This is a genomic window from Vibrio sp. Makdt (genome assembly GCF_027587015.1).
Classification (GTDB): Bacteria; Pseudomonadota; Gammaproteobacteria; order Enterobacterales; family Vibrionaceae; genus Vibrio; species Vibrio chagasii_B.
The window spans coordinates 222,211-246,034 of record NZ_JAPPTH010000006.1; the positions used below are offsets into that span (position 1 = coordinate 222,211).

Here is a 23,824-nt window from a genome sequence, read left to right on the forward strand (position 1 = left end):
CCCAAGCCAGACTCCCAGCTTAGGGCTTATAAATCATAGAGTTTAGTGCTTAGTTAAGCGCCACTACTTCGCCACAGATCATCATCAGCTGATCTCGTAACCAAATGTGTCCCTTATCTTTTTCACTTGATTCGTGCCAGCTTAGGTAGCCAGAGATTGCCGCATTATCGAATGGAAAATCTAGAATCTGTAGGTTCTCTTTGTTTGCTGCGTGCTCTACCATCCAGCGAGGTGCAATCGTCACTAACTCTGATTGACCAACAACGTAAAGTACGTTGCTTAGGCTCGTACCTTCGTAGAAAGGCATGCAATCTAGGTCACGGTATGCTTGCTCAGAGAAGCTGCGTTGGCCGTGAATGCGAGACAGTTTAGCGTGCTTCTCGTTCAATAGCTCTTCAGCTGTCACTTCACCGTTAATGCGTGGGTGAGAAGACGAAGCAACCACAACCAATTCGTCTTGGAAGATCTCAGTACTTGAGAAACCTTGCTCATCAAAGCGAGCGTAATCGATCACGAAGTCGATTTCTTGGTAGCGCATACGCTCAGAAAGTTGACGATCAAATTCAGCATCCATGTGCAGTTTAACGCTAGGTGCTTGCTCGTTGATAGTCGACATAATCTTAGGTGCAAAACGCATGTCACAAGGGCTGCAAATCGCAAGCTTGAACAAGCGAGAAGACGACTCTGGAGAGAACACAGAGCTTGGTAATTCGTTGCGTACTAGTTGAAGCGCTTGGCGGATAGGACCGAACAACTGACGTGCACGTTGAGTCGGTTGAATACCACGACCCTGGCGCATAAATAGTTCGTCGTTAAACATCACTTTCAAGCGAGCCACAGCGTTACTTACTGCCGGCTGAGACATACCTAAATTGTGAGCTGCACGTGTAATGTTTTGCTCTTGCATTACTGCATCAAATACAGTCAAAAGGTTTAAGTCTACTCCACGAAGTGTGCTTTCCATTCTGTAGCTAGCAATAGCACTCATTGCGTCTTTTTTATCTAACATTCAAGTTGCCTCTTGTCGGTACGACAGCGTTAAATTTGTAATGGTATGGGAATAGATAACCACTAGTTCTTATATTTATCAGACCGATGTGTTTCGGATTACCACTACTATTAACCAATACATCCCTAGCTACCAACAAGATTGATAAAGAATAATTTTATTTTACCTTAATGATTAATTAACACTTAAAAATCATAAGTTTACAGAGTTATAAAAAAACATAAAATGCGCTAATTATGAGTTTCATTTCGACTTATTTAGCTGTTCTATCGTTTGGTTACATTTGTTACAAATTATTGAATCGATGAATTGATTGACCATTCGATTCAAAAACACCACTTATGGATTAGGTGAGTGATGCATAGCTTGGAAAATCCACCTTGTCCCAAAGTTGTTTTCTTAGGTCATCTTGGTTGGACCAATTTCCGGCTAAAACCCACTCAACAAGTGCACTAGCGACGTCTGGATAAGAGACAACCTCAGCCTGTTTTTCGTTGAGCCAACCACGCAAGATTGCTGGGTCAAGAAAGCTCATCGTTTGGGCTAATCCAAGCGCCTCAAGTGTTGCCACATTACTCTGCTGCTCAAACTGCCCATCAAGAGGTTTAAGCAGTAGTTTCTTACCCAAAGTTAGAGCTTCCGATGGCAGTTCAAACCCACCATTCGCTACCACACCAGAGCACTGATTTAGGTCGAATTGAAAACCAGCATGGCTGAGTGGTTTGAAGGTAATATTTTCGACTTGGCTACGCTCAATCACATTCGGGTGATAACAGACAAAATTGTGTGAAACAAACTTCATTAATAGCTCTGAAATCGCTTCAAGGTCTTCAAACGGCAAATAGACTAATGTGAAGTCCTGCGGCGCTTTAGTCTGCTCGTGGTGAGCTAAGGTGTGAACGATAGGAGGCAATATTGGTTGCTCGAAATGATACCAATGCAAACCAATCGAGTGTTCTGTCGGCGCAAAATGTTGAATAACAGAGTGCTCAATCCAGCTCCCCCCTTCTTTAGGAACATCATAGCGAAACGCATTCTGGTGACTGATTCCGATACAAGGGACTCCCTGCCTTTTGGCTGCCCAAGCTGTTACAGGTTCAAAGTCATTGAGCACCAAGTCATAGGGTGTAAGGTCCATCTGTTTAACCTCATTAAGAAAGCGCCAGATATTATTCTTAATGAATGTCTTTCCATATTTGACCTGCCCTTGTTCACTATAAAAGGTTAAGCCGTTACGAACTTGGTAGTTGCCAAACTCTTCCATCGAAAAGTACTTGCTTGCTTCTCGGCCTGAAAATAGAAAATCAACATCGATGTTTTGTTGACGAAACGCGACAGCCATTGCCCTTGCACGTGCAATATGACCATTTCCAGTGCCTTGTACGCCGTATAAAATTTTCATGAAACTTCCTTTCGATTCGCTGGTTTAGCGCTTGGTGATGTGGTCATTCGATAATTAAAGAATGAAGCTAATAGCAAGGCTGGTACAAGCTATGCCCAAAGCAGCACCGATGAGTACGTCCGTTAAAAAGTGCACGCCGAGTAATATTCGAGATCCAGCAATCGCTGCAGCCCAAATCAAACTAAAGAGATATAAGCTCGGATAGAAATGTCCGATTAATGTCGCCATAACAAAAGCAGCAGCGGCATGCCCAGATGGCAGGCTGTACTTATCTGATGGGACAATATGAGAGTGAAGCAAAGAGGAAAATTCAGCTGGTCTACGGCGCTTTAGAGTATTTTTAGCAAGCCAATAGATTGGCAGCTCAATCGCGAAGGCAGTTAAGCCCACCAACAGAAAATCGCTGCCCGTTTTGCTATCGGCGAGCAATGCAATCAAAGCAATCAATATATAGAGGTGACCATCCCCCGTATGAGAGACCGCCTTACTCAACGTCGCATGTTGGCCACTAAAACGGTTCTTTAAACAGAAAACAGAAAATGCCACATCCCAGCGGACAATAGGTTCGATAGTACGCATACGTTCTCCTTAACAATCCTTATTCAGTTAAGGGTCAAGTTATGCCCAACAAATGACAGTTAAGTGACGTTTTGAATGAACTAAAATGAAATTTTCCACGGTTGAGAAGCCGATGATTTAACCCTATCAGAGGCTCATTCACCTCATAAAAAAATAAAGCGACCCTAGGCCGCTTTATTATTCATTTCTAATTTCTGACTTAAAACTCTATAGCGAAAGGGGCTCGTGCTTTTTCACTAAACCGAAGTCAGCCAAGATTGCGTAAGCCGCAGGGATCATAAACAGCACCAGCAGGGTTGAAGCAAAGATGCCAAATACGATCGAGATAACCAAAGGCTGAATAACCTGAGCCTGTAAACTGGTTTCGGTGAGCAGAGGCAATAAACCAGCTGCCGTCGTCATCGAGGTTAAGAACACGGCACGGAAACGCTCACGACTCGCTTTCACCACCGAGTCATGCACGCTATCTCCTTCATCAACGTGATGACGAATGTATTGAACGAGTAAGATAGAGTCGTTAACTACAATCCCTGCAAGCGACACAAAGCCCATCATACTTGGCATACTTAAGGAATGACCAAGCACCCAGTGACCAACTACAACTCCGATAAAGGCTAATGGAATCGCGAGCATCACAACTACAGGCTCTAAATAGCTTCTGAATTGATAACTCAGAATCGCAAACACACCAAACAGACCGAGCAAGAATCCTTTACCCATCGAAGCGCCCGTCTTAGCCGCATCTTTGGCCTCCCCTTCGAAATCAAAGCGTAAACCCGGGTACTTCTGAATAAGTTTGGCGGCTTCATCTTTTTGGAACTGAGCCAAAATCGCGGATGAACTCGCTTTCTTATTATCAATATCACCAAAGATACTGATGGTTCTCAGCCCATCAATACGTTGAATTCGTACGTAGTTACGTTGGAAATCTAATGTCGCCAACGTTGCTAGCGGGATCTGACTGCCATCTGAGGTAATGATTGGGAAGTTAGCCAGCTGCTGTATGTCGCCCGCTTGTTCCTTATCAAGACGCACTTCAATCGAAATATTCTCAACGCCGATTTGAATCTCGTCCGCCGTTTGCCCAAAGAAAGCCGCTCGCAACTGAGACGCAATCATCTGCCCATTCACATTGTAGGTTTCGGCTCCAGGGCGCAGCTTGACTAAGATCTCTTCTTTACCCATGCGCATGTCATCAAGCACGCCATGCACCCCATCAAACTGATTAAGGTACTCCTGAATATCCAAAGAAGCAGATTTCAACGCGCTCAGGTCATCATGTTTGGCTCGGATTTCAATAGCACGACCACCCGGGCCCATAGTTGGCTGCTTGAACACCAATGAAATAGGATCCGCTAAATCGCCAATATCTTCACGCCACGCATCAATGAAGTCATCGATAACCGTGTTACGGCTCTCTGCTCCGCGTAAATCTAAGCGCACTGTGGCTAAGTGCGGGCCAGATTCATTGGCATCGGCGTTAGCATTGAATTGGCTAGTTATGTGCTCGACCAGTGTATTGCCTTCTTCAACCTCTTCGCTCCATTGCTTGTTCAAACGCTCAGCAGACGCGACAATTTTGTCGACCACTTTCTCGGTTTGAGACAGTGATGCGCCCGGCGGAAGAATAATACGCGCCTCGGCGATATCACCATCTAGCTCAGGGAAAGGTTGAAACTTAACAACGCCACCAGCAATCAAGGCGACCGAAAGTAACAACAACGTAATCACTCCGCCCATAAAGGCGTAGCGGAAGGTCACGACTTTCTCAACCATGTTCATCAAAGTGGTATTACGGAAGTTCTCAAACTTCTCAAGCAACACCACTTTAAAGCGCAGCGCTGGCTTATCATTTTTTTCTTTATGTAATGAATGAGATAAGTGATTAGGTAGAATCAGGAAGGCTTCAATCAAGCTCAACGACAGCACCAAAATCAATACTTGAGGAACGGCCTTAAGCACCGCACCCATCTCGCCATCAAGAAACAGTAAGCTACCGAAAATACACACAGTGGTTAAGAAAGAAGACAGTACTCCAGGAAGCACTTTCTTAACGCCGTTGTACACCGCATCATCTACGCTCTGCCCCCGATCTAAATGGGACGCTATCGACTCGGCGATCACGATGGCGTCATCCATCATAATACCGATTGCCATCAACAATCCGACCAGAGACATAATGTTAATCGACAAACCAAGATTGGCCATTAAGAACAAACCACCAAGGAAGGCTACCGGCAACCCCGCCGCGACCCAAAACGAATAACGTAAGCTGAAGAACAGCCACATGGTGGCGAATACCAGTACAATACCTTGCCAGCCATTGCTCACCATCATGGTTAGACGATCCCAAAGTACAGAAGAGAGATCGTTGGTCATTTGTAGTGTCACCCCATCAGGAGCAATCGCGCTTTGATCTTCAACGAATCGTGTTACGTTCTCTTTGATTCGCAGCGCATCGTCTTCTTTGTTCTTACTGATCTTAAGCAGCGCCGAAGGCTTGCCATCAAATAACACCTTCTGTTCATCAAGCTCAAAGCGGTCGGTTATTTTGGCTATGTCTCTCAAACGGATCACCGAGCCATTAGGCGCAGATCCAACCACGATGCTTTCCAGTTCAACAGGCGTAATTCGTCTCTCGTCGAAACGAATCAGGAAGTTTTTATCTGGTGTTTCAACGTTACCGCTCGGCAGTTTTACATTCTGTCGACCAATTTGATCCGCGATATCACCGACACTCAAACCCAACTGACGAATAGCTTGGGTATCCAGTTCCACTCGATATTGATGATCAGAGAAGCCGCTGACCTCGACCAAAGAGACATCGTAATCAAGCTTCATGGTACGCTTAAGATCTTCCGCGTAGGCCTTAAGTTCCGGCCACGACGTTTCGGCTGTGATAGCGATATCAACAACCGGCTCATTCCAATCTAGCTCTTGAACAACAGGCGACTCAATCTCAGTTGGAAAATCATTGATCGAGTTGATCTGGGTTTGCACATCCACCAGCATTCGGCCGATGTCCGCTTTCTCATTTAACTTGAGAATTAAACGGGCGCTGCCTTCGATCGCTTCACACTGAGTCTCTTCAATGTTGGCTAAGCCGTCTACTGCATCCTCCATTCGCACACACAAGCTCTCTTCCACTTCTTGTGGAGAGGCGCCGGGATAGACAATCGCAGCCATAATGTAAGGCGGATCGTAAGCGGGGAAGGTTTCACGTTTGATGGTTGATAGTGAGCTGATACCCAAGATCAACAACCCAAGCATCAACAAGTTTGCTGCTGTTGGGTGCCGAGAGAAAAACTTGATCATGACGCACTCTCCTGAGTATCTGATTCAAGCTCAGCCTCTTCAGAGTTGGACTCTCTCAGTAACATGCCCTCGATTGCTGGCAGGACATCATTGAGAACCAGTTTATCTCCAGTTTGTAGTTCGCCACTCACAACCACTTGATTGTCTCTGCGATAAAGCACTTCAACATTGACCACTTGCAAACGCTGGTTGTCATCCATCAGATAAACCTTATCACCATGCAGTGCTCGCTCTGGAACCACCCAACTTAGATTGGCGACACCTTCAATCTCGGCTTTGACAAACATACCGTTAACTAAAGGCGTTGCGCTGTCTGGTTGCAATTGCGAGTAATCTTGAGCGATCTCGAGAATAATCCCCGCTGTCGCTTGGTTTTCATCAACCGTTTCGCTGATTCTTGCCACCTTCGCTGGCCAACTGAGGTTCAGGTTGCCGCTGTTAAGTTGAATGCTTGCTTTGATTGGCGCTTCATAAGGATTAGGGATTCCTGCAGCATCGCGAGGAAATTGGTTAAAGCTGGAGGCTAAAGTTTGCATATCGTGAATAGAAAGTTGCGCCTCCACTTCCATGACATTAATCCCGTGAGCAATAAACATCTCTTGTTGAAGATTAACTACTTGATTTTGTTCGATATCAACCTGAGCTATTCGCATCGCTCGTGGCAAAGTGATAGTGGTCTTATCGAGAGAGCGTTGCGCCTCTTTCACTTTAGATATGTTGACCTTAATCACCGCTTCCGCGACGCGTTTTTCATCTGGCATTAAGGCGATTTGGTTCTGTATATCTAACACCAGCTTCTGTTGGGAGAGTGCGCTCTGCTGTTGAAGATCGACATCGGACTGAGAGGTCAGCCCTTTCTTACGCAGATCTTGTTTACGTTGTAGCTCTTTATTACTGATCACTAAACGATTTTTTTCGATCTTCAGTGTCTGTTTCAGGTTCTGTTCTTCTTGGTTCAGTTTCTCTAGTGAGGTCTGGCTCGATTTAAGATCTGCTTCGGCTTGTACCAACTTCAACTCGTAATCCAAAGGATCGATCTTAAGCACCTCAGTTCCTGCTGGGATCACTTGCCCTTTCTCAAGATCAGGGTGTCGATAAACGATCTGTCCTGTTACTTCGGCAATCGCTTTCCATTCAACCTTAGGTACCACTTTGCCAAAACCAACCGCCAATGGCGCGATCATCTGCTTCTCTAAACTGACAGTTTCAACCAAACGCGCCCTGTCGCCGGCAGGCTTAGTTGGTAAATCTGGCTTCAAGTTAATCGCCACCACTAGACCAATCACACCAACGGCTAGGGCTGGGAAGAAAAGGAGCTTTTTATTTATTCTCATTATTTTGGTTCCTGCAAAGATGAAGGGCTTGGTGCATTGATAAAGCCTTCCGTCATCAGTTGAATGTTGTGTTCGATTAATCGGTTGAGAAAGGCTTCATTAAGCTCGATGCCATGAATAGCCAGCAAAGGCGGAGGTGCTATAAATGGAAACACCATCAAACTTATATACGATACGCGGCAGAGCTTAGGATCCATATCCTTACGCAAAACGCCTTGTGCCATCAGCTTTTCAAAAATGACATCTTGGGCGGGTTTGGTTACATCGAGAAAGACCTTCTCTAGCAGCTCTCTCTGCACCTCTGAAGGCGGCATATTCATCACTTGGGCAATTAATCGAGGGAACTTAGGAACCTTGACCATCTCTTTGTAGTAAGTCCGCATTAAATCGAGAAAGTTCTCGTGGCTGCTCTCTGCTACCAGCTTATGCATCTGCAGCTGCATTGGTCGCAACGTTTCACGCAGCATTGCTTCAAACAACCCTGCTTTGTTACCAAAGTAATAACGAATCATCGCGATATTCACACCAGCTCGTTCAGCAATTAAACGAGTGGATACCTTGTCATACGGTTGAACAACGAACAGATCACGAGCATGCTCAATAAGCAACTGCCTGACATCGAGATTCTGCTGCGGTCGTCCAGCTTTGCGCCCTGCCATCACTGAAACCTACTAACCTAATTAATCACACGATTAATTATAGGGATAAATCGATACACTGGCAGAAGATTAATTACTCACTATTTAATCAATTGATTAATTAATTTAAACGCGCTTGTGATTTTTTTGGTGAATCGTTCCATTAAAAAGATTTACTACAAAGTTTTAACCTACACATAAGCCAAACGATAAACTAACCGCCCAACCAGAAAACCCCAAGCAGATGATAAAACCAATAAACACAAATCTAACAGCACAAACCAAACCAAAACGCCGCTAATGTATGCTGATATTGGATTTTCTTGTTTGACGCTCAGAATAAATTACGGTACATATGGTGTTAACAGTTTATTTACGGATATTTGTGTAATGATTTTTTCTTCTTCTCGACTGCTGAAACTTCTCCTTATCGTGAACCAATCGCGCGGGTAAGTTGTGGGTCAAGAACTACACAAATATTAAAACCCGCGCTGAGCGGGTTTTTTTGTAACTGGCACTTTTAAAAGAACATCATTCTCAATAATAATTTGGATAGCAATCGATACAATATCGATATAAGGAAGCACCCATGAACGATCAAGTGATAATTTTTGATACGACTTTACGTGACGGCGAGCAGGCTCTAGCTGCAAGCCTGACAGTAAAAGAGAAGTTACAAATTGCTTATGCACTTGAAAGACTGGGTGTGGACGTAATCGAAGCTGGCTTCCCAGTGTCATCACCAGGTGATTTTGAGTCAGTACAAACTATCGCAAAGAACATTAAAGATAGCCGTATCTGTGCGCTTTCTCGTGCGGTAGCGAAAGATATCGATGCAGCAGCAGAAGCGTTAAAAGTGGCAGAGCAGTTCCGTATTCACACCTTTATTTCTACATCGACGGTTCACGTTCAAGATAAGTTGCGTCGCAGCTACGATGACGTGGTAGAGATGGCAGTCAAGGCCGTTAAACACGCACGTAACTACACAGACGATGTTGAATTTTCTTGTGAAGACGCAGGGCGTACACCTATCGATAATCTATGCCGTATGGTTGAAGCTGCCATCAACGCGGGTGCAAAAACCATCAACATTCCAGACACAGTGGGCTACACAGTGCCTAACGAGTTTGGCGGTATTATCAAAACGCTATTTGACCGCGTACCCAACATCGACCAAGCAATCATCTCAGTTCACTGTCACGATGACTTAGGCATGTCGGTTGCTAACTCAATCGCAGCGGTACAAGCGGGTGCTCGCCAAGTAGAAGGTACCATTAACGGCATTGGTGAACGCGCGGGTAACTGTTCTTTAGAAGAGATCGCAATGATCATCAAGACTCGTCAAGAGTTATTAGGTGTTCATACCGGCCTAGATCACCAAGAGATCCACCGCACCAGTAAATTGGTGAGCCAACTTTGCCACATGCCGATTCAAGACAACAAAGCGATCGTTGGTGCTAACGCATTCAGCCACTCTTCAGGTATCCACCAAGATGGCATGCTAAAGAACAAAAACACTTACGAGATCATGACTCCTGAGTCTATTGGCTTGAAAAACAAGGCGTTGAACCTAACCAGCCGTAGTGGTCGTGCTGCTGTTAAGAGCCATATGGACGCAATGGGTTACAAAGACAACGAGTACAGCCTAGATTCATTGTACGAAGACTTCTTGAAGCTTGCTGACCGTAAAGGCCAAGTCTTCGATTACGACTTAGAAGCATTAATGCACTTCGCGAATCTACGTGACGAAGATGACTTCTACAAACTTAACTACCTAAGCGTACAATCTGGTAGTGTAATGTCTACAACCAGCATCAAGCTGCAATGTGGTGATGAAGAGAAGTGCGAAGCCGCTGTCGGTAACGGTCCTGTTGATGCGCTATACCAGTGTATCTACCGCTTAACTGGCTACGAAATCGTACTAGATAAGTTCGACCTAACCGCGAAAGGTGAAGGTGAAGATGGTTTAGGCCAAGCTGACATCATTGCTAACTATAAAGGTCGTAAGTACCACGGCACAGGCGTTTCAACAGATATCGTTGAAGCTTCTGGTCAGGCGCTATTGCACGTTATCAACAGCATTCAACGTGCAGACACGATTGCTGAAATGAAGCAGCAAAAAATCGCGACAGTTTAAATACCCAATAACAGAGCCCTAGAGCCGATGTTATTGGCTTTAGGGACAAAATTTAAAACGAGCTCATGCTCAGTAACAAGAATTAAAGGATTAACATGACTGATAAATCATACAAAATTGCCGTACTACCTGGTGATGGCATTGGCCCAGAAGTAATGCAGCAAGCACATAAGGTGCTAGACGCGATCGAAAAGAAGCATGCGATTAGCTTTTCTCGCGAAGAGTATGATGTTGGTGGTATTGCAATTGATAACCACGGTTGCCCACTACCAGAGTCTACAGTGAAAGGTTGTGAAGAGTCTGACGCTGTACTTTTCGGCTCAGTTGGCGGTCCTAAGTGGGAACACCTTCCACCAAATGACCAACCTGAGCGTGGTGCCCTACTTCCTCTCCGTAAACACTTCCAACTGTTCTGTAACCTACGTCCTGCACAAATCCATAAAGGTCTAGAGTCTTTCTCGCCTTTGCGTGCTGACATCTCAGGTAACGGCTTCGACATCGTTGTAGTTCGTGAACTAACTGGCGGCATCTACTTCGGCCAACCTAAAGGTCGTGAAGGCGAAGGCGCAACGGAAAAAGCTTTTGATACCGAGGTTTACCACCGTTACGAAATCGAACGTATTGCCAAGATTGCGTTTGAATCTGCACGTCTACGTAACAAAAACGTTTACTCAATCGACAAAGCGAACGTTCTGCAGAGCTCTATCTTATGGCGTGAAGTGGTTGAAGAAATCGCAAAAGATTACCCAGATGTCACGCTAAACCACATGTACATCGACAACGCGACCATGCAGCTAATCAAAGACCCATCTCAGTTTGACGTAATGCTATGTTCAAACATCTTTGGTGACATCATCTCTGATGAGTGTGCAATGATCACAGGCTCTATGGGTATGCTTCCTTCTGCAAGCTTGAACGAAAGCAACTTCGGCCTATACGAACCAGCGGGCGGCAGTGCACCAGATATCGCAGGTAAGAATATCGCAAACCCAGTTGCACAAATTCTTTCTGCAGCACTAATGCTTCGTTACAGCCTAGGCGAAGAAGCGGCAGCACAAGACATTGAAACAGCGGTATCTAAAGCGCTTTCAGCAGGCGAGCTAACAGCAGACCTAGCAGGCGATAAACAAGCACTAAGCACCTCTGAAATGGGACACAAGATTGCAGAGTACATCTTAGCTTCATAAGCATAACGCTCTAAAGCAAGTACATAAGAATAATATCCAGCCAAGTCATCCAAAGTGCGTGACTTGGCTAGAAACAAACACTGGGACTGATGCTCCCAAGGAAGAAAAGCTATGTCGACAAACCAGCAAGCCAAAACCTTATACGAAAAAGTTTACGACGCGCACGTTGCAGTAGCAGCGGAAGGCGAAAACCCGATTCTTTATATCGACCGTCACCTAGTCCACGAAGTAACGTCACCTCAAGCCTTTGATGGCCTGCGTGAAAAAGGCCGTAAAGTACGCCAAGTCGGCAAAACTTTCGCGACCATGGATCACAACGTATCAACCCAAACCAAAGACATTAACGCTTCTGGCGAGATGGCTCGTATCCAAATGGAAACGCTATCGAAAAACTGTGAAGAGTTTGGTGTAACGCTTTACGACCTAAACCATAAATACCAAGGTATTGTGCACGTCATGGGTCCTGAGCTAGGTATTACCCTACCGGGTATGACTATCGTTTGTGGTGACTCGCACACTGCAACACACGGTGCATTTGGTTCATTAGCATTCGGTATCGGTACTTCAGAAGTTGAGCACGTTCTAGCAACTCAAACGCTAAAACAAGCTCGCGCTAAAACCATGAAGATCGAAGTAAAAGGCAAGGTTGCTCCAGGCATCACTGCCAAAGATATCGTGCTAGCGATCATTGGTAAAACAACAGCGGCAGGCGGTACTGGCTACGTGGTTGAATTCTGTGGTGAGGCGATTACTGACCTTACGATGGAAGGTCGTATGACAGTATGTAACATGGCTATCGAGTTGGGTGCTAAAGCAGGACTAATTGCACCGGATGAAACCACCTACGAATACATCAAGGGTCGCAAGTTCTCTCCAGAAGGTGAAGAGTTTGACGCAGCCGTTGAATACTGGAACACACTAAAAACCGATGCTGACGCAGAGTTTGATGCTGTCGTAACTCTAGAAGCGGCAGACATCAAGCCGCAAGTCACTTGGGGTACTAACCCTGGTCAGGTAATTTCTGTTGATGCGCCTATCCCAGCACCAGAAAGCTTCGCAGACCCTGTTGAAAAAGCATCAGCTGAAAAAGCATTGGCATACATGGGCCTAGAAGCGGGTAAATCTCTATCAGATTACAACGTAGATAAAGTGTTTGTTGGCTCTTGTACTAACTCTCGCATCGAAGACATGCGTGCTGCAGCAGCGGTAGCGAAAGGTCGCCAAGTGGCTGAACATGTACAAGCGCTGATCGTTCCGGGCTCTGAGCAAGTAAAAGCGCAAGCTGAAGCGGAAGGTTTGGATGTTATCTTCAAAGAAGCAGGTTTTGAGTGGCGCCTACCAGGTTGTTCTATGTGTCTTGCAATGAACAACGACCGCCTTGGTCCACAAGAGCGCTGCGCGTCTACATCAAACCGTAACTTTGAAGGTCGCCAAGGCCGTGATGGTCGTACGCACCTAGTTAGCCCTGCAATGGCAGCCGCAGCCGCTATCGCAGGTCACTTCGTCGATATTCGTAAACTTTAATTAGAGGATTTAACATGTCAGGTTTTCAACAACACACCGGATTAGTCGTTCCTCTAGATACGGCCAACATCGATACTGATGCGATCATTCCAAAGCAGTTCCTACAGAAAGTGAACCGCATTGGTTTTGGTAAGCACTTATTCCATGACTGGCGCTTCCTAGACGATGCTGGCGAACAGCCAAACCCAGAATTCGTGATGAATGCTCCGCGTTACCAAGGCGCTTCAATCCTGCTTGCTCGTGAAAACTTTGGTTGTGGTTCATCTCGTGAACACGCACCTTGGGCACTTGCTGATTACGGCATCCAAGTGATGATTGCGCCAAGCTTTGCAGACATCTTCTACGGTAACTCAATCAACAACCAAATGGTTCCTGTTCGATTGACTGAGCAAGAAGTGGATGAGATTTTCCAATTCGTAGAAGCGAACGAAGGCGCAGAGGTTACCGTTGATCTAGAAGCAATGAAAGTGAGCGCAAATGGCAAACAATACTCGTTTGAAATTGATGAGTTCCGTCGTCACTGCCTACTGAACGGTTTAGACAACATCGGTCTAACGCTGCAACACGCTGATAAGATTTCAGAGTTTGAAGCTAAGATTCCTAGCTTCCTAAAATAATGAGACGTTTCTAAATAAATCCAAAGGTTGGCCAAGTGCCAACCTTTTTTATTTGGTTCAGCTTTAGTCTAAAGTGTCTACAAACTCTGATCTGTTATTTAACTAAAGAGCCATGAAAGAAAATCGTAAAGCATAAGGTCTTAGTAGTCAGCTATCAGGAGAATGCCATGAAACAACTACTCGTTATTATCAGCCTACTTTTTTCAACCTTAGCTTGGTCGGCACCTAAGTCTGAACTGTGGCCGTACTGGAATCAAAGTAATGAGGCCAACTCAGAACAAGTTTCTCATCAAAGCTGGCAGCAATTCCTCGATAGCTACTTGGTTAAACAAGGGCAAAATACGTTAGTTCGTTATCAAGCAGTGACCGCTACAGATAAGTCAAAGCTGAAACAATACATCAAGCAGTTAGAGCAGATGAACCCACTCGAGTACCCAAAAGCAGAGCAGTACGCTTACTGGGTCAATCTATACAATGCCGTGACTGTTGAATTAATTCTCGATGCCTACCCAGTAAAATCTATCACTAAACTCGGCGGTCTGTTTAGCTTTGGGCCATGGGGAGATGATGTCGTATCAGTAAATGGTAAATCACTGACACTCAACGACATTGAGCACCGCATCCTAAGACCAATATGGCGAGATCCACGCACACACTACGCCGTAAACTGTGCCAGCCTAGGGTGTCCAAACCTCCAGCCTCAAGCCTTTACTTCTGACAACACAGAAACTCTACTGGAACAAGCAGCCTCTGAGTTTGTGAATAGTGACAAAGGTGTGGTGGTTAAAGGCAATAAGCTCCAGCTATCATCGATTTATGAGTGGTTCACAGTGGACTTTGGTAACCAACAGCAGCTGATTCAACACTTAGATCAATATCGAGCTGAGCCTGTAAAGAATACCGACAAAATCAGCTATGAGTACGATTGGTCACTCAACCAAGCAAAATAGCTTGCTGCCAGTCGCTCACGACTAAAACAAAAAAGAGGCTAGTGGTATATTAACCACTAGCCTCTTTTCATCTATTTCACTGTGTTCTAGAGCTAAAAACTTGAACCAGGCTGCTGCAAGAATTCAACTTCTTCTGGTGTTGATGCTCTTCCTAACACTTCATTACGGTGCGGGTAGCGACCAAAACGCTCGATGATAACCTTGTGCTTAAACTCAAAATCCAAATTATGTTCTAATCCCGTTTGAGAAAACAACTCGACCGCCTGTTCGTGAATTAATAGAGATTCACTGTGCATATAAGGCATGTAAAGAAAGCTTTTCTGCTGCTGGTCAAGTTGATGGTCAAAACCACCCGCTACCGCTTCCTGTGCCAATGCTAACGCCATAGGGTCAGCTGAAAATGCAGCAGGGCTATTTCTGCCGATGTTTCTTGAAAACTGGTCCAATACAATAATCTCAGCTAAGCGCCCTTGTGCAATTTGTCGCCATTCAAACAGCTCCCCCTGAGTTGCAGCTTGGTGTAAATCCGAGAATCGCTCTTTAATCAAAGCATCAATGTGTTCACCACCAGTAAACCAATCCTTTGGTGTTAGCTCATCAAACCAAAAGCCCAGAACATCTTGATAACTGATAGTCATATTTATTCCTTTAAATAAAAAAGCCGAGTAACGTCTTACCATTACTCGGCCTTATGTTCGATTACTTAAACCCTTTGACCTTCTTAATTAGGTCGTAAGCATTTTGAATTTCTTGCGATTTCTCTTTTGCAACGTTCATCATTTCTGGCGGGAGACCTTTCGCCATCAGTTTATCTGGGTGGTGCTCATTCATCAGCTTACGGTAGGCCTTTTTCACTTCCTTGCCATCCGCACTTTCACTTACACCTAGCACCTTAAATGCATCGCCAAGTTGGTTTTGTTGTGATGCTTGTTGCCAACCAGACGACTGCCCTTGGTGATGACCGCCGCCGAAGCTTCCGCCCTGCTGTTGGAAGCGAAATGCCGCCTCTTGCATCTGTAAACGGCGCTCAAGTTGCTCGGCAGAAAAGCCAAGACCTTGAGCAATCTTATGAAGAACCTGACGCTCACTTGGATGCAGGCTTCCATCAGCGAATGCTGCTGATACTTGAAGCTCCAAGAAGAACTGAAGAAGGTCAAAACGTCCACCCGATGAGATTTTGACTCGTTCAAGGACATCATTTAACGGGAAGTCACTCTCTTTTCCTTCGCGGAATGCATCTTGCGCCGCTCTGCGCTGTTCACCATGAAGATTCATACGCTCCATCATAGTGGAAGCCAGTTGAATCTCTTCGCGAGTTACTTGGCCTTTCGCTTTAGCAACATGCCCCATAACCGCAAATGCAGATTTGAAAAACTCGTTTTGTCTTTCAGCTTGGTTTGGACCACGCCCAAAACCAGAGGTGTTGAACCCAGATTGGTTCAATCGGCGAGCTTTATCGAATTGGTGTCCTAAAAATAGACCAAAAACTAAACCAAGTGGCCCTCCAAATAGAAAGCCAAAGAAAGCGCCCAAAATTTTGCCAAATATTTGCATTATGTGTTCTCTATCTATGAATTTTATCTGAGTAATGCTGTCTGATGATGCTGAATGCTAATATTTCCTTTATCATAAGGAAAATGCTTTATTAATTGGATTGATACTAGATCAACCCTTCATCTAGTGACACAGGATAGTTCAACTTCATGCAATCTTTTTCCCGCACCTTGTTAGCCGCGTCTATAAGTACGGCGTTATACGTGTCGACAACTCAAGCTGAAACAATAACCGATAGTAGTGTGCAGGAAATGCCCTCTATAGATCAATGCTTGATCGAGCCCGCTGCAGAAAACGAGACTCAACTACCCGCTCATGTTGAGTCAGATCGCTTAGAGGCTATCAATGGTGACAAGGCAATATATTCAGGTGATGTCAGAGTTACGCAAGGAAACAAAACAATCCTTGCTGATAACGTAACTCTGCATCAGCAAGAAAACATCGTTGTAGCTGAAGGCAACGTAAACTTTAGTGATGGTCAAATTAAATCAATATCAGACAGAGCAACTAATAATCTGACGACTGATGAAATGACGCTAGAAAACACCGACTACGAATTTCTATGTGAACCAGGCCGTGGCGATGCAGTTTATATCGCAAAAACAGGTAAAGCGGTTTATGAGATCGAAGATGGTTCGATCACCTCTTGTCCTATTGGGGACAATGCGTGGCGTCTGAGAGCATCAAGCATTAGTGTCGATCAAGACGAAGAGCAGGCTACTTTTTATAACCCACGTTTTGAAATTCAAAGTGTTCCCGTCTTCTACTTGCCTTACTTGACCGTACCAGTTGGTGACACTCGTAAGACAGGTTTCCTATACCCAACCGTATCTTACGGTTCAAGCGACGGGTTTGAAGCCGAGATCCCTGTGTATTGGAACTTGGCACCAAACTATGACTTGGAAACGACGTTCAAGTACATGCAAGAGCGAGGCACTCAGTTAGACAATAAATTCAGGTACTTAAGTGAATTTGGCTCCGGTAATATTAAATCAGAATACTTACCCGACGATGCAAAAAATCCAGAGAAAGGGGCTCGCTGGGGAGCCCAACTAGAACACTCAGGTATCTTCCAAGAGTCTTGGTTGTTTGAAGTGGACTACTCAAAAGTAAGTGATGTAGATTACTTCAGAGATATCAATGGCTCTAGTATAGGTAACAGGGAAGACGGGCAGTTATTGCAAGAGGGGCAAGCGACCTATCGCTCACAAAATTGGGATGCTTCTATACTCGTCCGAGATTTCCAAGTTCTGACAAACTCAACAAACAACCTACCTTACAGGTTAATGCCACAACTTGAATACAACTACTATGCTCCAGAGATCATGGAGTATTTAGATTTTGACCTCATTAGTCATGTGTCATTGTTCGATACAGATGCATCGGGCAAACCATCCGCTACACGACTACATGTTGAGCCTGGCATTACGATTCCTGTAGGAAATACTTGGGGAACTTGGACTACAGAAGCTCGACTGCTTGGTACGTACTATCAGCAGGATCTTGATGGTGTTGATACAAGTAATGAATATATTAATAACAACCCAGATAATAAGAACCCATATTACGGGCTTGAAGATAGCGTGTCTCGTGTCATACCTGAATTTAGAAGCCATGCTGGAATTGTTCTTGAGCGAGGTACCACTGTTGTTGGTAACTACACTCAAACCTTAGAACCACAGGTGCAGTATCTTTATGTTCCAGAGAAAGATCAAAGTAATATTGGCTTGTACGACACGACGCTACTACAAACCGACTACTACGGTCTATTTAGAAGCCGAAAATACAGCGGTGTAGATCAAATAGCTGCAGCAAACCAAGTCAGCTATGGCGCATCATCTCGTTTCTTTGATGACGAATATAAAGAAAGGTTAAATATATCCTTTGGTCAAATATTTTATTTTGATAAAGATACAAAGCAAACCCTGAGTAGTGAAGGGGCTAATGAGAAAACCAATTATTCTTCCTGGGCTATTGAAATGGACTTCAACTATGATGATTTCCTTTTCTATCATGGTGGCGTGCAATACGATATCGACTCTTCTGCAATGCAATTAGCGAACAGTACACTTGAGTACCGATTTGCAGAAGGTTATATACAAACAAACTATCGTTATGTAACCGAAGAATACATAAATGAAACTGTAGATTTTGACGTATCGTCCATCACAAGAGATGGTATCTCACAAGCTGGTTTGCTAGGTGCATATAAGATATCCGCAAAATGGAGCGCGAGTGCACAGTATTTTTATGATTTAACGACTCAAGAAAACTTAGAATGGCTAGCCCGTTTAAACTACAGATCAGATTGTTGGTATATTGGTTTTACCTACAGTAACCAACTTCAAGAATGGACAGAAAGAGATATCAACAATCCTTCAGCACAACCGATTTATGAAAACAACTTCAGTGTGAACTTCGGTATTATTGGCTTTGGTACCAATATCGGCTCTGATTCTGGCGCAGTTGGGGATAGCAGTTCCGATAACTCTTTGAGCTACGGTCGCCCATTCTTCTTAAATAACTAATTTTCTTTATTGATAACACATCAGTAAATTTAAAGGATTACACATGACATTGTGGAAACGCACATTAATCGCTATCGCAGCAGCTTGCACTGTATCAACAAGCTTTGCTGCACCAGTTGAACTCGATAGCGTAAGAGTGATCGTCAACGAGGGCGTGATCTTGCAGAGCGACATCGATACATCGATGAAAACGCTACGAGCAAATGCGAAGAAAAGCGGTCAGACATTACCCTCTCAAGACGTGCTTGATGAGCAAGTACTTGAAAAGTTAATTATCGATACCATCCAGACTCAAGAAGCAGAACGTATCGGTGTTCGTATTGATGATGCTCGACTTGATCAAGCGATTGAGGGCATCGCCAAAGACAACAACCAAACCGTAGAGCAACTCACCGCATCGGTTGCAGAAGAAGGCCTAAGCTACAACGCGTTTCGCGAGCAGGTAAGAAAAGAGATCGCGGCAAGTGAAGCTCGTAATGCTCTTGTTCGTCGCCGTATCAACATTCTTCCAGCAGAAGTAGACAACCTAGCAGATATCCTTGCTCAAGAGACGAATGCGACAGTTCAATACAAGATTGGGCACATTCAGCTTCGTTTCAACGATGACCAAACCAAAGAAGAGCTAGAAGCTCAAGCCAAAGAACTTGTTGAAGAACTTAACTCTGGTAAAGACTTCAGCACTATGGCTTATACTTACTCTAAAGGCCCTAAAGCCCTACAAGGTGGTGATTGGGGTTGGATGCGTAAAGAAGAGATGCCAACCATCTTTGCAGACCAAATCAAAATGCAAAATAAAGGCAGCATCATTGGTCCTTTCCGCAGCGGCGTCGGCTTCCACATTCTAAAAATTGAAGATGTGAAAGGCTTAGAGACTGTAGCAGTTACCGAAGTGAATGCTCGTCATATCCTGATAAAACCAACTGTAATCCTAAGCGATGATGGTGCTAAAGAGCAGCTTGAAGAGATCACTCGTCGTGTAAATGCAGGTGAAGCAAGCTTCGGTGACATGGCTCAGCAATACAGCCAAGACCCGGGCTCAGCCGTTCAGGACGGTGAGTTAGGCTACCAAACACCGGATTTGTACGTACCTGAATTCAAACACCAAGTAGAAACACTGCCGGAAGGTAAAGTTAGTGCGCCATTTAAAACCGTTCATGGCTGGCACATTGTCGAAGTACTGGACCGCCGTGAAGTCGACCGTACTGATTCAGCTTTGAAAAACAAAGCTTACCAAATTTTATTTAACCGTAAGTTCAACGAAGAAGCTGGGGCTTGGCTGCAAGAAGTACGAGCAAGTGCCTTTGTGGAAATGGTTGAGGACGACCAAGATGACAACTAAACGTATTGTCATTACCGCGGGTGAACCAGCAGGGATAGGACCAGACTTAACTCTAGCGCTATCTCAAGAAAGCTGGCCTCATCAACTTGTGGTTTGTGCAGATAAAAACCTACTCGCGGAACGTGCTGAACTGCTGGGTATTGAAGTAGAACTGTTAGATTACGACGCTGCTGCACCTAAGCAGCCGCAACGCTCTGGCACATTGGTTGTGAAACACATCCCACTTGCTGAAAGCGCGGTTGCAGGTCAACTTAACGAAGCCAATGGTCATTACGTATTAAATACTTTAGAAACCTCAGCAATTGGCTGTATGAATGATGAATTTGATGCTATTGTCACCGGCCCCGTTCACAAGGGTGTAATTAACCGAGCTGGCGTTGCTTTTAGCGGCCATACCGAGTTCTTTGCAGAGAAGTCCAACACGCCACTTGTGGTGATGATGTTGGCAACAGAAGGGCTGCGTGTTGCATTAGTAACAACACATATCCCACTAGCTAATGTATCTCAAGCAGTGACTGCAGACAGATTAGAGCAAATCATTGCGATTCTGAATAAAGATTTGGTCGAAAAGTTTGCGATTGAGAGACCAACTATCTACGTATGTGGTTTGAATCCACATGCCGGTGAAGATGGTTGTTTAGGACGTGAAGAAATTGAAACCATCACCCCTACGCTAGAAAAAATTCGTCAAAAAGATGGGATTAATTTGGTTGGCCCATTGCCAGCAGACACCATCTTTAATGAAAAATATTTGCAAGATGCAGATGCTGTTTTAGGTATGTATCACGACCAAGTACTCCCGGTATTGAAATACAAAGGGTTTGGTCGCTCAGTGAACATCACGCTTGGCTTACCGTTTATTCGCACATCAGTCGACCACGGTACCGCCTTAGACTTGGCCGGGAAAGGCCAAGCCGATACAGGGAGCTTTAGAACAGCGCTCACGCACGCCATTGAATTAGTAGAGAAAAAGCAATGAGAAATGATGTCCACTTAGGACACAAAGCGCGTAAACGTTTTGGTCAAAACTTCCTTAACGATCCATACATTATTGATGGCATCGTATCGAGCATTAACCCACTACCAGGTCAAAACCTAGTAGAGATCGGCCCTGGCCTTGGCGCAATTACTGAGCCGGTAGGTAAGCTTGTCGATAAATTTACTGTTATCGAATTGGATAGAGACCTTGCAGAACGTCTTCGTAACCACCCGGACCTAGCTGATAAGCTGACGATCCACGAAGGTGATGCGATGAAGTTCGACTTCGAGCAACTTGTTAAACCAAACAATAAGCTTCGTATCTTTGGTAACTTGCCATACAACATCTCGACACCGCTGATGTTCCACCTTTTTGAATTCCATAAAGACATCCAAGACATGCACTTTATGCTACAAAAAGAAGTAGTGAACCGCTTAGCTGCAGGCCCTGGTAGCAAAGCATACGGTCGTCTGACGGTAATGGCTCAATACTACTGTAAAGTCACACCTGTACTGGAAGTACCACCAACGGCTTTCGTTCCGCCACCGAAGGTAGATTCTGCAGTTGTGCGTCTTCAGCCATATGAAGTGCTGCCTTACCCGGCTAAAGACCTAAAATGGCTAGATCGTGTATGTCGTGAAGGCTTTAACCAACGTCGTAAAACCGTTCGTAACTGCTACAAGAGTTTGATTGATAAGGACGTACTAGAAGAGCTTGGCATCAACCCAAGCATGCGCCCTGAGAACCTAACACTCGAACAGTTTGTCGATATGGCGAACTGGTTGCACGACAGCCACAACGCTGACAAATAAAATAAAAAAGGCTCCTACACTTCGGTTAGGAGCCTTTTTTATGTAATACTTTAATTACATTAAGTATATCAACAACAAAAGGTGCGAATATGGATATATCTACGCCTTGTATCAAATGCCAGGTTCACTCTAAGTACATAGAAGAGCAGTCTGAACCTACGAAGAATCGTTACGTCTTCGCCTACATCATTACTATCAAAAACCTAAGTAAAAGCACGGTTCAACTAATGTCACGTCGTTGGTTAATTACCGACTCTAACGGCAAGCAACTGACGATTGAAGGCGATGGCGTGGTTGGTCAGCAACCGATTATCGAGTCCAATGACGAATACACTTACACCAGTGGTACTGTTATCGAAACACCCGTGGGTGTCATGCAAGGTCACTATGTCATGACCGATCATAAGGGCATCGATTTTATTGCCGAAGTCGACCCATTCAGACTCGCCATTCCTAATATTCTTAACTAACTACCTTTGCAGCTACAGGAAAATACTGTGTCGAATTATATTGTCGGAGACATCCAAGGATGCTTCGACGAACTTCAGTTATTGCTCGAAACCATCAACTTTAATCAACAACACGATACCTTGTGGGTCGCTGGTGACTTAGTTGCCCGAGGCCCTAAATCTCTAGAAACACTGCGTTTTATTCGCAGTTTAGGCGATTCCGCAAAGGTGGTATTGGGCAATCACGACCTACACCTGCTTGCGGTATCTCTAGGGTTATTTCCAGCAAAGCCTAAAGATAAGACGCAAGCTATCCTAGATGCTGAAGATCGTGAGTCTCTACTCGAATGGTTGAGGCAGCAACCGTTAATTCAAGAGCATCCTGAATTCATAATGTCTCACGCAGGTATTTCGCCACAATGGAACCTTGAACGAGCTCGCATAGAGAATCAAGAAATCGTCACGCTATTACGATCGGAAAAGTGGCAGTGGCTCATCGAGAATATGTATAGTAATACACCCGATCTATGGGACGTTAATTTGCAAGATATTGAACGTTACCGTTATGCGATCAACAGCCTTACCCGAATGCGTTTCTGCTTTACCAATGCTCGGCTCGACATGGCATGCAAACTACCACCAAGTGAAATTACTAATGAACCATTAGTGCCATGGTTTGACCTACCACAGCGCATCAAATTAGATAAAACGGTTGTTTTTGGCCACTGGGCTGCACTTGAAGGCTATCAAGGTAAAGATGTAATAGGACTAGACACGGGATGTGTTTGGGGAGGAGAGCTGACTGTACTTCGCTGGGAAGATAAACAGTTTTTTACGCAAAAAGCGTTATAAAAAAGAGATACGAGATACGAGATACGAGATACGAGATACGAGATACGAGATACGAGAAGCTTGCGCTACCTTGGTACAGTAACGCAAGCGTTTTTCTGAGACTAGCTATTGATAACCACGGTTAACGTTCAAGGATCACAAACTCCATATTGTGTTTGTTTTTCTCATCCGCTTGATACGTATCGCTAAAGCTCTGCTTCCAACCTTCTCCCCAATTAGGGAATTGAGTATCACCATCAACATCAAAATCGATATAAGTCAGGTACAGCTTATCTGCTTTAGGTAGGCAGCTTTCATAGATTGAGCCACCACCGATGATCATCACCTCTTCAACATCGCTGACTAGATCCAGAGCTTTTTCAATCGAAGTTACCGTGGTCACTCCTTCAATTTCCAAGTTCGCATCACGGCTGATCACAATGTTTAATCGACCAGGTAAAGGACGTCCAATCGAATCATAGGTTTTACGGCCCATGACTACAGGTTTACCCATCGTTGAGCGCTTGAACCATGCGAAGTCCGCAGGTAAATGCCAAGGCATCTGATTATCTTTACCTATTACACGGTTATTGGCCATTGCTGCAATCATACTGATGATCATAAATCGAAAGTCCTGTCC

At 44.7% G+C, this 23,824-nt stretch carries 20 protein-coding genes; 11 read left to right on the forward strand and 9 right to left on the reverse strand.

Going from position 1 to position 23,824, the window contains the following annotated elements:
* Positions 1–49: 49 nt before the first annotated feature.
* The 6 genes from leuO to OH460_RS10195 all read right to left on the reverse strand — a co-directional run bounded on the left by leuO (position 50) and on the right by OH460_RS10195 (position 8,298).
* Complete coding sequence (leuO, locus tag OH460_RS10170) at positions 50–1,009, reverse strand: transcriptional regulator LeuO (protein WP_061033548.1); 960 nt, start codon at positions 1,007–1,009, stop codon at positions 50–52.
* A 346-nt stretch (positions 1,010–1,355) separates the two neighbouring features.
* Positions 1,356–2,411 carry an MJ1255/VC2487 family glycosyltransferase gene (locus OH460_RS10175; protein ID WP_269996978.1) on the reverse strand — a complete coding sequence of 352 codons (1,056 nt, stop codon included), beginning with the start codon at positions 2,409–2,411 and terminating at the stop codon, positions 1,356–1,358.
* A 54-nt stretch (positions 2,412–2,465) separates the two neighbouring features.
* Positions 2,466–2,990 (reverse strand): phosphatase PAP2 family protein, encoded by a 525-nt coding sequence (locus OH460_RS10180; RefSeq protein ID WP_269996979.1) that lies wholly within the window; start codon positions 2,988–2,990, stop codon positions 2,466–2,468.
* 207 nt (positions 2,991–3,197) lie between these two features.
* Entirely contained in the window at positions 3,198–6,305 is a 3,108-nt protein-coding gene (locus OH460_RS10185) for an efflux RND transporter permease subunit (RefSeq protein ID WP_269996980.1), read from the reverse strand.
* Positions 6,302–7,639 (reverse strand): efflux RND transporter periplasmic adaptor subunit, encoded by a 1,338-nt coding sequence (locus OH460_RS10190; RefSeq protein ID WP_269996981.1) that lies wholly within the window; start codon positions 7,637–7,639, stop codon positions 6,302–6,304. Before OH460_RS10190 ends, OH460_RS10185 begins: the two co-directional genes overlap by 4 nt.
* Entirely contained in the window at positions 7,639–8,298 is a 660-nt protein-coding gene (locus tag OH460_RS10195; RefSeq protein ID WP_137407196.1) for a TetR/AcrR family transcriptional regulator, read from the reverse strand. The genes OH460_RS10190 and OH460_RS10195 overlap by 1 nt, the downstream gene beginning before the upstream one ends.
* A 568-nt stretch (positions 8,299–8,866) precedes the next feature.
* Here OH460_RS10195 and leuA point away from each other — a divergent pair.
* The 5 genes from leuA to OH460_RS10220 all read left to right on the forward strand — a co-directional run bounded on the left by leuA (position 8,867) and on the right by OH460_RS10220 (position 14,692).
* Positions 8,867–10,414 (forward strand): 2-isopropylmalate synthase, encoded by a 1,548-nt coding sequence (leuA, locus tag OH460_RS10200; protein WP_008219998.1) that lies wholly within the window; start codon positions 8,867–8,869, stop codon positions 10,412–10,414.
* 95 nt (positions 10,415–10,509) lie between these two features.
* A complete protein-coding gene (leuB, locus tag OH460_RS10205; protein ID WP_269996982.1) occupies positions 10,510–11,601 on the forward strand; it encodes a 3-isopropylmalate dehydrogenase in 1,092 nt (363 codons plus the stop codon).
* 111 nt (positions 11,602–11,712) lie between these two features.
* The gene (leuC, locus tag OH460_RS10210; RefSeq protein WP_269996983.1) at positions 11,713–13,125 is read left to right on the forward strand and encodes a 3-isopropylmalate dehydratase large subunit; all 1,413 of its coding nucleotides are present in this window, start codon (positions 11,713–11,715) and stop codon (positions 13,123–13,125) included.
* A gap of 14 nt (positions 13,126–13,139) precedes the next feature.
* Complete coding sequence (gene leuD / locus OH460_RS10215; RefSeq protein WP_102424499.1) at positions 13,140–13,742, forward strand: 3-isopropylmalate dehydratase small subunit; 603 nt, start codon at positions 13,140–13,142, stop codon at positions 13,740–13,742.
* Between the two features lie 167 nt (positions 13,743–13,909).
* Positions 13,910–14,692 (forward strand): DUF547 domain-containing protein, encoded by a 783-nt coding sequence (locus tag OH460_RS10220; RefSeq protein WP_269996984.1) that lies wholly within the window; start codon positions 13,910–13,912, stop codon positions 14,690–14,692.
* Between the two features lie 92 nt (positions 14,693–14,784).
* Here the strand turns inward: OH460_RS10220 and OH460_RS10225 are convergent, their stop codons facing one another.
* The gene (locus tag OH460_RS10225) at positions 14,785–15,330 is read right to left on the reverse strand and encodes a DUF924 family protein (RefSeq protein ID WP_269996985.1); all 546 of its coding nucleotides are present in this window, start codon (positions 15,328–15,330) and stop codon (positions 14,785–14,787) included.
* Positions 15,331–15,391: 61 nt separating this feature from the next.
* Positions 15,392–16,246, reverse strand: a complete 855-nt coding sequence (gene djlA / locus OH460_RS10230) for a co-chaperone DjlA (RefSeq protein ID WP_239962283.1) — start codon at positions 16,244–16,246, stop codon at positions 15,392–15,394.
* Between the two features lie 149 nt (positions 16,247–16,395).
* Between djlA and lptD the strand changes: the two genes are divergently transcribed.
* The 6 genes from lptD (at position 16,396) to OH460_RS10260 (ending at position 23,205) form a co-directional block, all read left to right on the forward strand.
* Positions 16,396–18,774, forward strand: a complete 2,379-nt coding sequence (gene lptD / locus OH460_RS10235) for an LPS assembly protein LptD (RefSeq protein WP_269996986.1) — start codon at positions 16,396–16,398, stop codon at positions 18,772–18,774.
* A 43-nt stretch (positions 18,775–18,817) separates the two neighbouring features.
* On the forward strand, positions 18,818–20,113 hold the full coding sequence (gene surA / locus OH460_RS10240) for a peptidylprolyl isomerase SurA (RefSeq protein ID WP_269996987.1): 1,296 nt from the start codon (positions 18,818–18,820) through the stop codon (positions 20,111–20,113).
* Complete coding sequence (gene pdxA / locus OH460_RS10245; protein ID WP_269996988.1) at positions 20,103–21,092, forward strand: 4-hydroxythreonine-4-phosphate dehydrogenase PdxA; 990 nt, start codon at positions 20,103–20,105, stop codon at positions 21,090–21,092. The genes surA and pdxA overlap by 11 nt, the downstream gene beginning before the upstream one ends.
* Positions 21,089–21,904, forward strand: coding sequence for a 16S rRNA (adenine(1518)-N(6)/adenine(1519)-N(6))-dimethyltransferase RsmA (gene rsmA / locus OH460_RS10250; RefSeq protein WP_061033536.1), 816 nt, complete (start codon positions 21,089–21,091; stop codon positions 21,902–21,904). The genes pdxA and rsmA overlap by 4 nt, the downstream gene beginning before the upstream one ends.
* 89 nt (positions 21,905–21,993) lie before the next feature.
* Entirely contained in the window at positions 21,994–22,374 is a 381-nt protein-coding gene (apaG, locus tag OH460_RS10255) for a Co2+/Mg2+ efflux protein ApaG (protein WP_004740817.1), read from the forward strand.
* A gap of 27 nt (positions 22,375–22,401) precedes the next feature.
* Entirely contained in the window at positions 22,402–23,205 is an 804-nt protein-coding gene (locus tag OH460_RS10260; protein ID WP_269996989.1) for a symmetrical bis(5'-nucleosyl)-tetraphosphatase, read from the forward strand.
* Positions 23,206–23,326: 121 nt separating this feature from the next.
* Here the strand turns inward: OH460_RS10260 and folA are convergent, their stop codons facing one another.
* Positions 23,327–23,806, reverse strand: coding sequence for a type 3 dihydrofolate reductase (folA, locus tag OH460_RS10265; protein ID WP_269996990.1), 480 nt, complete (start codon positions 23,804–23,806; stop codon positions 23,327–23,329).
* Between the last annotated feature and the right edge of the window lie 18 nt (positions 23,807–23,824).